Source organism: Pseudoalteromonas sp. P1-26 (genome assembly GCF_001401795.1).
Classification (GTDB): domain Bacteria; phylum Pseudomonadota; class Gammaproteobacteria; order Enterobacterales; family Alteromonadaceae; genus Pseudoalteromonas.
On sequence record NZ_LKDX01000023.1, the window covers coordinates 41,591 to 56,849 of the forward strand.

Annotated in this window: 14 protein-coding genes; 11 read left to right on the forward strand and 3 right to left on the reverse strand. The window is 42.6% G+C overall.

The window, feature by feature from the left end:
• Nucleotides 1-150: 150 nt before the first annotated feature.
• The gene (locus tag AN394_RS12515) at nucleotides 151-1,251 is read left to right on the forward strand and encodes a GGDEF domain-containing protein (protein ID WP_235575514.1); all 1,101 of its coding nucleotides are present in this window, start codon (nucleotides 151-153) and stop codon (nucleotides 1,249-1,251) included.
• On the opposite strand, the gene AN394_RS12520 is transcribed toward AN394_RS12515, so the two are convergent.
• Nucleotides 1,244-3,526 carry a penicillin acylase family protein gene (locus AN394_RS12520; protein WP_055021661.1) on the reverse strand — a complete coding sequence of 761 codons (2,283 nt, stop codon included), beginning with the start codon at nucleotides 3,524-3,526 and terminating at the stop codon, nucleotides 1,244-1,246. The genes AN394_RS12515 and AN394_RS12520 overlap by 8 nt on opposite strands.
• Before the next feature lie 165 nt (nucleotides 3,527-3,691).
• On the opposite strand from AN394_RS12520, the gene AN394_RS12525 reads away from it, so the two are divergent.
• The 6 genes from AN394_RS12525 (at nucleotide 3,692) to folX (ending at nucleotide 10,505) form a co-directional block, all read left to right on the forward strand.
• Entirely contained in the window at nucleotides 3,692-7,057 is a 3,366-nt protein-coding gene (locus tag AN394_RS12525; RefSeq protein WP_055021662.1) for an ATP-binding protein, read from the forward strand.
• A 15-nt stretch (nucleotides 7,058-7,072) separates the two neighbouring features.
• Nucleotides 7,073-7,699 carry a YceH family protein gene (locus AN394_RS12530; protein ID WP_055021663.1) on the forward strand — a complete coding sequence of 209 codons (627 nt, stop codon included), beginning with the start codon at nucleotides 7,073-7,075 and terminating at the stop codon, nucleotides 7,697-7,699.
• 66 nt (nucleotides 7,700-7,765) lie between these two features.
• Nucleotides 7,766-8,602, forward strand: coding sequence for an ammonia-dependent NAD(+) synthetase (gene nadE / locus AN394_RS12535; RefSeq protein WP_054563697.1), 837 nt, complete (start codon nucleotides 7,766-7,768; stop codon nucleotides 8,600-8,602).
• 248 nt (nucleotides 8,603-8,850) lie between these two features.
• The gene (gene folM / locus AN394_RS12540; protein ID WP_054563698.1) at nucleotides 8,851-9,570 is read left to right on the forward strand and encodes a dihydromonapterin reductase; all 720 of its coding nucleotides are present in this window, start codon (nucleotides 8,851-8,853) and stop codon (nucleotides 9,568-9,570) included.
• 18 nt (nucleotides 9,571-9,588) lie between these two features.
• A complete protein-coding gene (gene folE / locus AN394_RS12545) occupies nucleotides 9,589-10,143 on the forward strand; it encodes a GTP cyclohydrolase I FolE (protein WP_054554638.1) in 555 nt (184 codons plus the stop codon).
• A 2-nt stretch (nucleotides 10,144-10,145) separates the two neighbouring features.
• Complete coding sequence (folX, locus tag AN394_RS12550) at nucleotides 10,146-10,505, forward strand: dihydroneopterin triphosphate 2'-epimerase (RefSeq protein ID WP_054554637.1); 360 nt, start codon at nucleotides 10,146-10,148, stop codon at nucleotides 10,503-10,505.
• Here folX and AN394_RS12555 read toward each other — a convergent pair.
• Entirely contained in the window at nucleotides 10,502-10,936 is a 435-nt protein-coding gene (locus AN394_RS12555) for a YqaA family protein (protein ID WP_054563736.1), read from the reverse strand. The two genes, folX and AN394_RS12555, sit on opposite strands and share 4 nt — an antisense overlap.
• Before the next feature lie 57 nt (nucleotides 10,937-10,993).
• Nucleotides 10,994-11,365 carry a DUF4870 domain-containing protein gene (locus AN394_RS12560; RefSeq protein ID WP_054563699.1) on the reverse strand — a complete coding sequence of 124 codons (372 nt, stop codon included), beginning with the start codon at nucleotides 11,363-11,365 and terminating at the stop codon, nucleotides 10,994-10,996.
• Nucleotides 11,366-11,570: 205 nt separating this feature from the next.
• Here AN394_RS12560 and AN394_RS12565 point away from each other — a divergent pair, with 205 nt between their 5' ends.
• The 4 genes from AN394_RS12565 to AN394_RS12580 are packed head-to-tail and all read left to right on the forward strand — an operon-like array spanning nucleotide 11,571 to nucleotide 15,246.
• The gene (locus AN394_RS12565) at nucleotides 11,571-12,272 is read left to right on the forward strand and encodes a spondin domain-containing protein (RefSeq protein WP_054563700.1); all 702 of its coding nucleotides are present in this window, start codon (nucleotides 11,571-11,573) and stop codon (nucleotides 12,270-12,272) included.
• A 9-nt stretch (nucleotides 12,273-12,281) separates the two neighbouring features.
• Nucleotides 12,282-12,986: a spondin domain-containing protein gene (locus AN394_RS12570; protein WP_054563701.1), complete on the forward strand. Its 705-nt coding sequence runs from the start codon at nucleotides 12,282-12,284 to the stop codon at nucleotides 12,984-12,986.
• A gap of 59 nt (nucleotides 12,987-13,045) precedes the next feature.
• Nucleotides 13,046-13,771, forward strand: a complete 726-nt coding sequence (locus AN394_RS12575; RefSeq protein ID WP_054563702.1) for a response regulator transcription factor — start codon at nucleotides 13,046-13,048, stop codon at nucleotides 13,769-13,771.
• The gene (locus AN394_RS12580) at nucleotides 13,771-15,246 is read left to right on the forward strand and encodes a HAMP domain-containing sensor histidine kinase (RefSeq protein WP_054563703.1); all 1,476 of its coding nucleotides are present in this window, start codon (nucleotides 13,771-13,773) and stop codon (nucleotides 15,244-15,246) included. The genes AN394_RS12575 and AN394_RS12580 overlap by 1 nt, the downstream gene beginning before the upstream one ends.
• Nucleotides 15,247-15,259: the final 13 nt, after the last annotated feature.

The window sequence follows — 15,259 nt, forward strand, 5'->3', positions numbered from 1 at the left end:
GCTTAACAAACATGATGTGAACAGGCGCTTAGCCTCATTCATAAACATCAGTGACATGCGTTTACAAAGCAAAAGCTAGCAATTATAAACCTGCATTGCTCAACTTTTCATCTATAATTACGCTACTCTCCATGTGTATTTGAGGTTGGATTGATCAAACACTTATTAAAACAATCAAAGCAATCTGGCTTAGAAGAGATTGAACACGTTAAATTTCTGATTATTTCTAAAATCGCCTATTTCGCGTTGATTGTTCATGTCTTGCTGATCCCCGTATTTGCTCACATAGGTGCAAATACGCTTGCTTTAGTGAATATTTTGAGTGTGCTTGCTTGGGCAAGCGGCATCTTTTTAATTAAGCAAGGACTAACTTCGCTAGCACTTAGAGTATTTTGTCTTGAAGTAATTATTCATGCAGTAATTGTCTGTGCCACCCTTGGCTTAGGCGCAGGGTTCCAGTTTTACCTTTGGACTGTGTCTTGTATTTTAATGATCGATTATCAATTAACCTTTAAGCGTGCAGCTTTATATAGCTTAGTGATGATTGCGATATTCGCCCTGCTATATGTATTTTTTTCAGATGTTCAGTACAGCTTTGCTTACCCAGAATTACTACCACATGTAAATGTAATCAATATTATTATTGCCGGTTTACCTATGGTCTATGGCATGGGTCTAATCAGAGAAATCACTTTGTCGCAACGGGTTGAGTTAACAGAAATGGCAGCCCGCGATCCACTCACTAAGCTCTACAACCGCCGTTTTGCAAAAAAATTAATCACTGCTGCACATCAAAAAAGTATTGAGCAAGAGAGCAGTCTTTGTATTGTTATGGCTGACATCGATAAGTTTAAAAGTATTAACGACAATTATGGCCATGAAAAAGGTGATACGGTGCTCGTTAATGTTGCAAGGCTAATTCGCCAATTTATTGATGATGAAGATATAGCGGTACGCTGGGGTGGTGAAGAATTTTTAATTTTATTAACTAATACAGATGCAAAGCAGGCCTTTACAAAAATTGAAACCTTACGTTTAAGAATCGCCGAACTAGAGGCGCATCATGAATTCCCCGATCTCAATGTCACGATGAGTTTTGGGCTTATTGAATGGCAACCGCTCGCTTCAATAGAAAAAATGCTACAACACGCTGATGAAGCGCTGTATAAAAGTAAGCATGCAGGGCGCAACCAAACAACTATTGCTAAAGGCCATCGCCCTGCTTTCAAAGATGCTGATGCGGTTAATTAACCGCATCTATAGTGATACTGTGGGCAATCTCCTGCGGTAATAATGGCGTTAAACCATTACTGACATAATCGTTAAACCCGGCACGATAAAATTCTGACAATGGATGCCCCGACTGCCCACCCGGAATAGCCATGATCGCTTCATCTAAGTGCCCAGGTTGAACAATAAAGCGCTGTGAAGCACCAAAGCTACGTCCTTGCACCGAAGGCATAAAAGTATCACCAAACCCAGGCTCCGTAGGCATATTCAATAAGCTTTTCAGTGCGGGTATTTGCTTGGCAAATGGGTGCTCAATCACTAATTCGTTAACCTTGCCCCACTCCCAGCTATGCGGGTTGTTACCGTATTGCTCGGTTAGTTTAGTGATAACGCGATCAAAAGCTCCTATCATTTGCTGTTGCCAGTTTGCATACTCAGGGTTTAACCATGCCTGAGGCTGCGCTTCGATAAGTTGCCAAACAGCAGGTTCTAAGTCTCGTTTTACTGGTTTTAAGCTACTATCGAGAGCTTTTAGCTTATTCTCTAACGGGCTAAATAAGCCGTTAATCACTTCACTGCGGTAGCGCTTTACTAAGGTGTAGCCAATTGAGTCGCTACAAGCACACGCCTGCCAATTATTTAGCTCTTTTAAATACAGGGCATATTTATCGCCTGCAGTGCTAAGCTGTTTGACCAGCAGTTTATGCCAAGCCGTTAAGAAACGCGCTTCGTTATCATGTTGTAAGTCATAAAAATCTTGTTCGTTGAACTGTTGTTTTTCAAATAAGCGGTCGCGAATTTGTGCCGAGCGAGCCCCCATGGCATAAGCACCATTACCAAAGCGCTGGTCATCCTCTGCGGAAACAACTCGTGAGTTGCCCGTCCATAAACGGCCACTTTCTGGGTTTTTAACAAATGGACGCTGGGTTTCGTTTTCGTGCCACTGTGCAGGATACGCTTGCTCAGCCACAGCTAATTGATGGGGCTCTTTACGGGCAGGCACGGCTCCCATATTCTTCCAAGCTGCATTACCTTTATCATCAACAACCATCAGATTTTGTACAGGAATACCCACCTCAGCAGCAAGCGCTAGTGCATCATCAACCGTGTTTGCTTGCTCAAGCTTAAGTAACTCCATATCAACCGCATACTCATGGTGGGCAACCCAACTTAGCGCATAAGGTTTGCCATTAATTTCTTTAACTGGGCCATACTCGCTCATGGTTAAAGCGTAATTTTCGCTGTTGCCGTCATTGAGTAAGATAGGTTCATCTATCTGCCAGGTTTTCTCTTTATTCTCAAGTGCTATCCAATCGGCTGTATCTAAATAACCATTGGTGAATCCCCAAGCTATCTTATTATTGGTACCAACAACAATGGCAGGAGCCCCTGGTAATGACACACCGGTGATTTGCTGCATTTCACCATTGAGTGGGTAATTGAGCTGGGCACGGTACCAAATGATTGGCACAGCAAACGATAAATGCATATCGTCAGACAACATTGCAGCACCAGTTTCAGTTAACTGCCCAGTAACCGCCCAGTTATTACTGCCAAGCTCCTTTCGTTCTGCAATCTCAGTCATAGCCCATTGAGGGTCTTTGAGATTAGGAATACCGCCGTCATAAGGCGCTAATTGGCTGTTGTCGAGTGCCGCTTGATAAAGGCTAGGCTGAGTAATAAAGTCGACCATCGCCTTACCATATAAATCTTCGATTTCGATCAGTGTTTTGTCGCGCTCAAAGGTGGCCGTTTGTAAATCTAAATACATACTAAAAATGATTAGTAAGCTGTCTTCGCTTTGCCAAGGTTTTGCTTCAGCGCCTGTGAGTAAATATTCAAAGCTATCGAAACCCACTTGCGCATGGCCTTCATTAACCCCATTCGCGTACGCTTTTAATAGCGCTTTATCTTTAGCAGGTAACTGCGCGACAGCAATCTGACTGCGTTTACGTAACTGATGAAAGCGCATTTTTTTATCAAGCCCAACGGCAGCTTTACCAAATAACTCACTAAGCTCACCTGCAGCATTACGGCGCAGTAAATCCATTTGAAAGAATCGGTCCTGACCATGAGCAAAACCAAGAGCATAGGCTGCATCTAATCGGTTTTCGGCATGAATAACAGCCTGTCCTAAGGTATCTCGCTCAATCTTAACTGATTGCGAAATAGCGTCGCTTTTACCGCGACCATCAAGTGCCGGTAAACTTAAGTTTAATACGCCATAAACAAGCCCCGTTGCGAGTAACATTACAACGAACAAACCTATTAGTAACCATTTGATTATCTTAAACATGCCAATTATCCTTGCGCTAAAGTAACACTATATTAACCTGAGTTTTGTGAAAGAATAGTGTTGCGATACAAATAATTGAAATTAGGTTTATAGATTTGCTGTTCATTGTTAATTACCACAGAAATTGTCTATAGTAGGTAAATAGTATAAAACCTGATATTTCTCATGCCGCTAGCGACCGAAACAGATAATAAAAAACTACAAAAACTGAAGCTAGCCTTCTGGTTTTCACTTGCCTGGATCATCGTGATTGGTCTTGTAATCGACCAAATTAATTACAGCCGCGAGAAAGATGCTTTTCGTGCACAGGAACTGGCAAAAGTAAGTGCCTATCGTGCAGAGCTCGAAGCAACCTTAATATCTAACATTCAACTTGTGCGAGGGCTTGCAGTTGCTGTAGCTGCCGAACCCAATTTAGACCAAGCCCGCTTCACGCAAATTGCCAGCCCTTTATTTTCAACGTCTTCAGAGCTTAGAAACATCGGCGCGGCCCCTGATATGGTTATTCAGATGACTTATCCTCTTGTGGGTAATGAGAAATCTATCGGGCTAAACTTTTTAGAAAACCCAGCGCAGCGTGACGACGCAATTAGAGCACGAGATGAAAACCGTATTGTTATGGCCGGCCCCTTAGAGTTGGTGCAAGGTGGTCAAGCATTAATAGCAAGAATGCCCGTATTCACTCCACCAGAACTCACTTTTTGGGGGCTCCTCTCTGTTGTTCTCGACATAGATAAAATCTACACAAACTCGGGGTTAATCGCGCTAAGTCAGCATTATGATGTTGCCCTACAAGGCAGAAATGGCCTTGGTGCTAAAGGTGATTTTTTCTTCGGCTCTAAGGACGTGCTCAATACCAACCCTCTGAGCTTTAGAATTAACTTTCCAGGTGGTGAGTGGCAGATGTACGCCACACCAAAATCTGGATGGCAGCCACCAAGTTCTGCTATTTGGCCGCTAAGACTGGCCATTATTTTATTCTGTATCTTGTTTGCTGGCGCCTCTGTATTCTTTTTACGCATGGTTGAAAGACAGTACAAAAGCGAACGTATGTTAGAAACTATGAGTAGCCTTGCTAAAGTCGGCGCTTGGTCTTTTAATCTAGAGACAAGAACCGTCTATTGGTCTGATATGACCAAGCAAATTTTTAAGTTTCCTCTTAATGTACAACCAGAGTGGCCTGCTAACTTTACACATTTTAAGGCTGGTGAAAGCCGGGATAAAATTCGTCGCCTTAACGAGCGTGCAATCAAGTATGGTGAGAGTTTTGAGACTCAAGTGCAAATCATCACTGCTGAAGGTGATGAAGTTTGGGTGCTGCTACATGGTGAAGCCGAGCATAAAAATGGCCGTTGTATAAAGCTTTTTGGTTCACTACAAAATATTGATACCCGTAAACGAGGTGAGCTAGAAAACAACAAAATAGCCTTACATAATGAGATTTTAGCCTCTCTTACCGTTAATGATGCGGTACTGACGGGTAACCTTAACTTATCTAAACATGTGATTGTGCAAGCAATTTGTCACGCTTTTGATATTGATCGCGCGAGTATTTGGCTATTTAGTGACGATCGCCAATCGCTCAATACTTTTGCTATTCACGACCAAAGCCAGCCTGAATTTAACGAGCCGATTTCACTGCAACAATTTGAATTTCAAAATTATTTTGATGCCATTAACAATCATGCTGTAATTAATGCCAGTGATGCACAGCAACATCCACTGACTAGTGACCTACGTAGCAACTACCTTGATTGGTATAATATACGCTCAATGCTGACTGTGATAATCCCCACAGGTAGCAAAACAATGGGGGTTGTGTGCGCCGAAAAATGTCATAACCGCAGACATTGGAGTAAAAATGAAGAAAGCTTTTTAATCGCAGTTGCGGCACTCATTGGTAGTTTACACGCAAGTCAGCGCCGTATAGAGACCGAACAACAACTCGTTCAAGCAAAAGAAGCTGCTGAACAAGCAGTAAAAGCCAAAAGTGAATTTTTAGCAAGCATGAGTCATGAGATCCGCACCCCTATGAATGGCGTGATCGGGATGCTCAATATCATCAAACAAACCAAACTAGACACCCAGCAAAACCACCATATAGATTTGGCGCAATCATCGGCTGAATCACTATTGCATATCATTAACGATATTTTAGATTTCTCCAAAATTGAGGCCGGTAAGCTCGATATTGAAAATGTTAGCTTTAATGTATCAAAACTACTTGGCGATACTATCGAATCGTTTGCCATTAAAGCAGAACAAAACAATACCAAGTTGCTGCTAGATACCACACACCTTAATCACGGCTTTATCATTAGCGACCCTAATCGGATTAGGCAAATCATCAATAACCTAGTTAGCAATGCGGTTAAATTCACGAAAGATGGTGAGATAATTGTTATCGCCAAACTCGAAACAAACAACGAAGAATTGTTCTTGAACTGCTCTGTTATTGATTCAGGTGTAGGTATTAAGCCTGAAAAACAAGCCGCTCTATTTGACTCATTCACGCAAGCTGATGCATCAACTACACGCCAATACGGCGGTACAGGGCTTGGCCTTGCAATAGTAAAACAGCTGTGTCAGTTAATGGATGGTGATGTCAGTGTGGTTAGTTCATACGGGGAAGGCAGCACCTTTAATTTTACTGTAAAAGTTAAACGTGATCATACAAAGCAAGCGCCAGAGCCAAGCCACATTATAGATAAAAAGCATATTTTAATTGCTGATAATTGTAAGCTCAGTATCAATATTGCCAAAAAGCAATTACAACTATGGGGAGCAGAGGTCGAGACCTATACTGATATGCCAAGCTTACTCAATCGTGCTGCAATGCCAACCGATAATGGCTGCGATGCAATTTTAGTGGATTATCTTTTTTATAGCAGCGCAACAAAAGAGCACCAACAAGCATTCTTAAAATACTTTAATGCCACCAGCTGTAAACGAATTTTAATGGCCCCAATGAGCCTTACTGAAAAACAAACGAGACAAACATTAAAAGTTGAGAGTATTATCTTTAAACCATTAACGCAGTCTGATTTATTTAATTCACTGGCGAACGACAAATACATTGAACAGCAGCAGGTTAATAAAGAGGCCTTAATAACCAAGGTCGTGACCAGTAGCGATAATACTGAGTCGCAAGTCTTGCTGGTTGAAGATAATAAAGTGAATCAGATGGTGGCAGGTTCGTTGCTAAAGCAAGCAGGCATTAGTTTTGATATCGCTGAAAATGGCCTTGAAGCGATTGCAAAACTTTCAAGCCGAGAGCAAAGCCCCTACCAATTAGTGTTAATGGATTGCCAAATGCCAGAAATGGATGGTTACCAAGCAACGCGAGCCATTCGGGCAGGTGAAGCAGGCGCAGCTCATCAGGGGGTTAATATCGTCGCACTCACTGCAAATGCGATGCAAGGTGACAAAGAGCGTTGTTTAAACGCAGGTATGAACGACTATGTCACCAAACCCCTTAAATTTGACTCGCTCAATAAAAAGTTAACAGTGTGGCTAAGCACTGAAGAATAAAAAGAGAGTAAAACCATGCAATTATCATCAATTCAACAACGTGTTATTGGCTGTTTACTCGAAAAGCAAAGTACAACACCCGAACATTACCCGTTATCTTTAAACTCACTGACTAATGCATGTAATCAAAAATCTAACCGTGAGCCAGTATTGTCTCTCACTGAAGCACAAGTACAAGATACCCTCGATGAGCTTATTGCATCACGGTTAGTCACTGTTGATGAAGGGCTGTCAGGGCGTGTAAATAAATATGCTCACCGCTTTTGTAATACCGAATTTGGCAGTTTGCAATTTACTGAGCAGCAACGCGCCATTATCTGTTTGTTACTGTTACGTGGCCCGCAAACACCAGGCGAACTGAGAACTCGCAGCAACCGCCTCGCTGAGTTCAGTAATGTAAATGAAGTCGAAGCCGCATTAAATGCACTTATAGAGCAAGAACATGTGGCACGCTTAGCACGAGAGCCTGGCAAGCGAGAGAGCCGCTACATGCACTTATTTGTTGACCCAGACAGCATTACTGAAGAAATGGCTGCTAAAGAGCCTGTTCAAGATAACAGTAGTGAAGTGCAACAATTACGAAGCGAAATCGAAGATCTTAAGCAACAAATTAACGCAATAAAAGCGCATTTAGGTCTTTAATAAAAACCGCGCCCGTAACATAATGTACAAGACGCTGACAACCACAACGAAAATAGGAGCTCTACCATGCGTGCCGACATTCTGGCGGAAATGAAAGTCCAACCAACTATTGATGTAAAAGCGGAAATCACCCGTCGTGTTAACTTTCTTAAAAGCCGACTTATTGCTGCGCACTCTCGCTCACTTGTATTAGGGATCAGTGGCGGTGTTGACTCATCAACCTGTGGCCGTTTATGCCAATTAGCGGTGGATGAATTAAACCAAGAACATAACACGAACGAATATCAATTTATTGCCGTGCGCTTACCTTACGGCGTACAAGCAGATGAAGACGAAGCACAACTAGCCGTAGATTTTATTCAACCAAGTAAGCGTATGACGGTTAACATTAAAGCGGCTGTTGATGGCATGCATGAACAAGCAATGGCAGCTGTAGTTGGTGGTGGTGCTGAATTACCAGAGCAAGCTAAAATCGACTTTATCAAAGGTAATGTAAAAGCACGCCAACGCATGGTTGCGCAGTATGAAATTGCCGGTTTCAGCCAAGGCTTAGTTGTTGGTACCGATCACAGTGCTGAAAACATCACTGGCTTCTACACAAAATTTGGTGACGGAGCATGTGACTTAGCACCTTTATTTGGTTTATCAAAGCGTCAAGTTCGTGCGCTTGCTGAGCACTTGGGAGCGCCAGCTGTACTTGTGCATAAAGCCCCAACGGCCGACTTAGAATGTGATCGCCCAGGTCTAACTGACGAAGAAGCGCTTGGCCTCACTTACGATCAAATTGATGATTTCTTAGAAGGTAAAGAAGTCAGCAATGAAGTAGAAGAAAAGCTAACAGCAATTTACTTACGTACTCAACATAAGCGCCAAGCGATCCCAACGGTATACGACGAGCTTTAAAAACAGTTAAAACACTAAAAGGGCAATAATCATTGCCCTTTTTCCTTCCTCGTACAGACCCTTAGCAATATTCAAAACCTTCAATCACTCATTATCGGCCGCGCTAAATGATCTAGAGCGCTATGCTTGACGTAAAAGTTAGCAACATGATTGCAGTAAAGATGAAATAGTTCTGTAATTTGGTTTATAGTTGTTACAGTTAAGTACATTACATTTCAAATCAAAAATCTAAGGTTTTATATTAGTTTATGTCATCGCCCATTTTAATTACTGGCGCAGGCCAACGTATTGGACTCGCTCTGGCCGAGCACTTTTTAGCGCAAGGGCAAGAAATCATAGTCACTTACCGTACCCGCCATGAAGCAATTGATGTGCTTGCAGGTAAAGGCGCTATTTGCATCCATGCTGATTTTAATAGTGACCAAGCTATCGGGCATTTTATCGAAGAATTAAAAACCCATACCAACCAGCTCAAGGCAATTATCCATAATGCGTCTAGCTGGGATTGCGAAGCAAATAACCACGATTACGCAGACCTATTCGATAACATGATGCGTATCCACGCCAAAGCGCCCTATTTAATTAATTTAGCAGCTTCTGATTTGCTACTGCATTATCAGCAAAACAGTGGCCAAGCCGCAGATATTATTCACTTAACCGATTACGTAGTTGAAAAAGGCAGCCCTAAGCACCTTGCTTATGCAGCAAGCAAAGCAGCGCTTGATAATTTAACCAAGTCGTTTGCCGCTAAATTTGCACCAGCCATTAAAGTGAATGCTATCGCCCCTTCGTTAATTATTTTTAACGAACACGATAGCGACGAATACAAAGCCAAAACATTAAAGAAATCGCTAATGGGCATTGAGCCCGGCTGCGCCGAGATTATTAACAGCGTAGAACTATTACTAAGCAGTCACTACATCACAGGTCGCTCTATGCCTGTTGATGGTGGCAGACATTTAAAATAACGAATTACTGAGAAAGCTATGCACGATGATTTAAAAAATAGTTACCAACAAATAATTACCGCAGTAGGTGAAGATCCTGCTCGTGAAGGATTACTCGACACACCAAAACGCGCAGCAAAAGCGATGGAGTATCTGACTAAAGGCTATCGTCAAACATTAGATGAAATTACCAATAATGCGGTATTCACTTCAGATGCCGATGACATGGTCTTGATCCAAGACATTGAGCTTTACTCTATGTGTGAGCACCACTTGCTGCCATTTGTTGGCCGCTGCCATATCGCTTATATCCCTAACGGCAAAGTGCTTGGTTTATCTAAGTTTGCGCGAATTGTTGACATGTATGCGCGTCGTTTTCAAATTCAAGAGCAATTAACCCATCAAATTGCTAAAGCGGTTGAAGAAGTAACTGGCGCGAAAGGTGTTGGTGTAATCGTTGAAGCAAAACATATGTGTATGATGATGCGCGGCGTTGAAAAGCAAAACTCAAGCATGCGTACATCGGTTATGTTAGGTAACTTCAGAGCCGATCCAAAAACCCGTAACGAGTTTTTACAACTAGTTAGAGGGTAATGATGGCCAATGCAATTATTAATGTCACTAATCTCAGGCTACGAACCTTTATAGGTTTTAACCCTGAGGAACGTGAGAAAAAACAAGATGTAGTGATTAACTTAGAAATTCACTACCCTGCTGATCAAGCTTGTGAAACTGACGCAGTCGATAAAGCGCTAAACTACAAGACCATTACTAAAGAAGTGATCAGCCTTGTCGAAGAAGGCCACTTTTTGCTGTTAGAAAAACTGGTTGCTGAAATTTTAGCAATTTGCCACCAGCATCAAAGTGTTCACTATGCCAAAGTACGCGTCGATAAACCTCATGCGCTGCGCTTTGCAGATTCAGTATCACTGACCCTTGATTGGCAAAAAAGCTAGAATAACTTTTCTAGTCCTACCGCAAAGGCAAGCACAGCTAAATAACGTGCGCCTTTGCCTAGGCTCACGAGTAACAAAAAGATTGAAAACTTAACCCTAAAAATTCCGCCAACAACCGTTAAAGGGTCGCCGACAATAGGCAGCCAAGCAAATAGCAAACTGTAAATACCGTATTTATTAAATTGCTGTTCGGCTTTGTCTATCGACTTTTGTGAAACAGGAAACCATTTACGGTCTTTAAATCGCATAACCTGCGTGCCCAGCCAATAATTCACACAGCTCCCGAGCACATTACCCACAGTCGCACTTAGCCATAACAGCCAAAGTAGATAGTCACCACTGGCTATCATTGCTGTCATCACTAATTCTGAAGAGCTAGGTAATAAGGTTGCGGAAATAAACGCGCTGAAAAATAACGATAAGTAGGCCATAAACATCACATAAAAAAGCTCAGCAAATGGCTGAGCTTTTAGTATATGGCAATTAGTTTACTTTATAAATTCTATCGCCATAGGGTATTTAACTTCTTTACCATCATTGGCTTTAATCGCCGATACTACCACCATAATCAATGAGAATAGCGCTACTAATGGCAGCAGGATGACTCCAACGACAACAAACATCAGCATAAAGCACACAATGTAAGCAATCATCATGGTTAATTGAAAGTTTAATGATTTGCGACCATGCTCAGCAACAAGTGGCATTTCTTCTTTTTTTACAAGCCAAACAATCAAAGGCCCAATCACCGAACCAAACGGGAAAAGCAAGCCTGCTAAGGCACTTAAGTGACAAAACATCGCCCATGTGCGCTGCTCTTTGTCTGCCACAATTATTTCAACTTTTTGATTATCATCCATTTTAAATTCCTTGTTATGGGTCTGTTTGTTTCTCTACTATAAACCGTAATGACTTTTTACCCTAGTTAAATTGGTTAAATTTAAAACTCTCAACCAGCAAAAAAGGCTGTAATCAACGTTGTGATAAAAATGTGATAACTTCGTGAGGGTTTCTGGATATTGCTATTCGATACTGGTTTTGAATCATCAAAAACAGGAATCTCACATGAAAGCTTTACCTTTAACTTTATTCGCTGCATGCGCAGTAACTAGCCTTGCAAGCCAAGCTGCTGAGCTTGATATAAAACTAACTAACCTCACGCAAGGTTTACACTTTACCCCTATTCTCATTACTGCCCATAACAGTGACAGCAAACTTTTCAGCGTTGCTATGCCTGCTTCAACAGCCCTACAGACTATGGCTGAAGGTGGCAATCTCGAGCCATTAATGACTGAAGCCACAGCCGCAAACAGCGACATGGTTGCCAACCCAGCTGAAGGTTTATTAGCCCCAGCAAGCTCAACGGTGGCGAGCTTATCCACCAAGGATGGCAATAACTACTTATCTCTAACAGCCATGCTACTGCCTACCAATGATGGCTTTGTAGGTTTAGATAGTTGGATGATCCCAACAGAAGCTGGTACCTACACTATTTATCTTAATGCCTATGATGCGGGCACCGAAGCCAATGATGAGCTTGTTGTTGAGGGTTCAGGTATGCCGGGTACGCCAGGCATTCCTGCCGCACCGGGTGGTAATGCAGGTATGAATGGTAGCGGCGTCACCAGTAGCGAAACCAATATGATGGTGCATATTCATCCGGGTAATTTAGGTGACGACGATTTAGAAGCAGGTATGAGTGACCTCGACAACACCGTACACAGATGGTTAAACCCAGTTGCGATGCTAACAGTTACGGTTAAATAGGAGGTTATTATGCGCTTTTCAAAAAGCTTAATTATCCTCGCACTGAGTGCCAGCCTTGCGGCCTGTGGGGATTCAGATAATAACGAGGTGGAAGTAACAGATCCTGTAATGCCCGTTATGAGCTATGAATTTACAGTACAAGTTACGAATTTAACCAATGCCCAACCATTGTCACCGATTGCAGCCATTGCTCACTCTGAGGGTATGCTTTGGCAAATAGGTGAACCAGCTTCAGCTGCGCTCGAATTAATGGCTGAAGGAGGAGATAACAGTGAATTATTAGCAACTGATTTTGCTATGGCCTCAAGCTCAGCTGAGAGTCCACTCCCTCCAGGTGAGCAAGTCACTTTAATGCTGAGTACTGAGCAGCTTGATTCATTAAAAATCAGCTTAGCGACCATGTTGGTGAATACAAATGACGCGTTTACCGGTCTTAATGCAATAGACGTGTCTTCGTTAGCGGTTAATGAGTCACTGTCTCGCACTAGTTTTGCCTATGATGCAGGCACAGAGGCTAACTCTGAAGCACAAGGCACGATCCCAGGCCCTGCCGACTCAGGCGAAGGCTACAACGAAATGCGTGACGATATTAACCGTGTTGCAATGCACCCAGGTGTGGTTAGTCAAGATGATGGCCTGACAAACTCAGTGCTCACCAGCCAGCATAAGTTTGATAACCCGGTTGCTCGGATCACGATAACGCGGACGCAATAATAATCGCACTCCTTACACAGAAGGTCATAAGGATGTGCCTCTGTGATTTGGAGTGAGCCATGCGCCAAGAAAAATTATTAATCGTCGAAGATGATAGAGCAATCCGCCAACTTATCAGCACACAATTGCACTGCCTAAACTTACATATTGATGAAGCCTCGAGCGCAGAAGCTGCAATAAAGAAGCTTGCCAGCTCAAGTTATGGCTTAGTACTGCTTGATATTAACCTGCCACAAATGGATGGCTTGAGCTTATGTCGCAAAATTAAAGAGCACTACCCAAGTATTGCCGTTATTTTACTGACCGCACTCAGTAGCGATATGGACAGAGTGATTGGTCTGGAGATGGGCGCTGATGATTACATTTGCAAGCCGTTCTTCGCCAGAGAATTACAAGCACGAATAAAAACACAATTACGGCATAGGTCACAGCTTATAGCAGCTCAATCACACCATGAAGATAACGCTCAAGCGGCAATCCAGTTGGGTGAACTGCACATTGAATTTGCCAGCCACCAAGCATTTTTAGCTGACCAAGCAATTAACTTAACCGCCACCGAATTTGATTTACTGGTCTACTTTGCCAAACACCCAAACCATGTTTTTAGCCGCCAACAGTTACTTGACCAAGTATGGGGTTATCAACACAGCGGCTACGAGCATACGGTTAATTCCCATATAAACCGTTTACGCAGTAAGTTTGAGCAACATCACTCAGCCAATTTTATCGAAACAGTTTGGGGTGTAGGCTATAAATTAAACCCCGGTCAATTGAGTGCAAACTAATGAAATCAATGACGCTTTATCAAAAACTCGCTTGGTCATTAGTGCTTATTTTTAGCCTGTTGTGCGCACTGGTTTTAAATTGGAGTAAGCAGCTAGAGCAAAGCTCGGTACACCATGCTCAGCAAAATTTGCACCTCCAATTAGCCGAACATTTAGTGCATGATAACCCACTGATCCAGCAAGGTGTGTATGACTATAAGGCACTAGAAAACTTATTTCACACGCTGATGATACTTGGTCCGGCATTTGAATTTTATTTTGTAGATCCAGAAGGTCATTTACTGACTTATTCCGCCAAACCGGGGCAAGTCGTGCGGCAACAAATAAACTTAAGCCCGATACAGCAGCTGCTCGACAACCCCACTGCCACGCCAATTTATGGTGACGATCCACGTAGCAACGATGGCGTAAAAATTTTTTCGACCGCACCAGTTTATAATCAGCAACAACTGCAAGGCTATTTGTACGTGATAATTGGCGGGCAAGCTTACGATACAACCCTTAAAAACATTAAAGCCAATGATAACCTTTGGCTAGCCGCAATGTGGTTTGTAGCCGCCTTAGTTGCGCTCTTTATTGCGATGTTGCTGTTGTTTCGGTTTTTCACTTTACCGTTAAAAAAACTCAATAAAGAGCTTAATAAAATAGAAGCAGCGAACTACAGCCTAACCAGAATGTCATTGGATTCTAGCTACAGTGCTGATGATGAAATTGGCAATTTAAGCAAAGGCGTCAATGCCATGCTGGCGCGTATTGATGAGCAGTTTCAGTCATTACAGCAAGCCGATAAGCAACGCAGAGAGTTACTCACTCACTTATCACATGATTTACGTACGCCGCTATCTTCACTGCACGGCTTTTTGGAGGTGATCAATAAACCGGATAGCCACTTAAACGAGCCTGAGCAACGTCATTATCTCAACCTTGCAATGGATAACTGCCAGCAACTAAAACAGCTGATTGAACAAATTTTTGAGCTGGCTAATTTAGAGTGCGGCCAAGTGAAAATACAATCCGAGACCTTTAATTTGGGCGAGTTAATTTATGATTGTGTGGCAAAGCTTGCTCTAACAGCGCAATCAGCGGGAATTTCACTCAAAGTTATTCCTGAAATCTGCGATTTTACCGTGACAGCAGACATTGCAAAATTAGAGCGGGTACTTACAAACTTAATCGAAAATGCCATTCGGCACACCCCACATGGCGGTGAAATTGCCGTTAAGGTTAGCCAGCAAAGTGATCAGTTATACGTAGCAGTGTCTGATACCGGGGTTGGTATTCATGAGGATGAACTCAATGCGATTTTCGAACCTCACTATCAGGCTCGTAATAGTATAAAACGAGGCTCAACTGGCTTGGGACTTGCTATTTGCAAGCAACTGCTCACCCTAATGGATAGTGAAATAAACGTAAAAAGTACCTTAGGAAAAGGCAGTGAATTTCGCTTTAATTTAGCTATGCAGGCACCCGCTTAATCACGGATGCCTG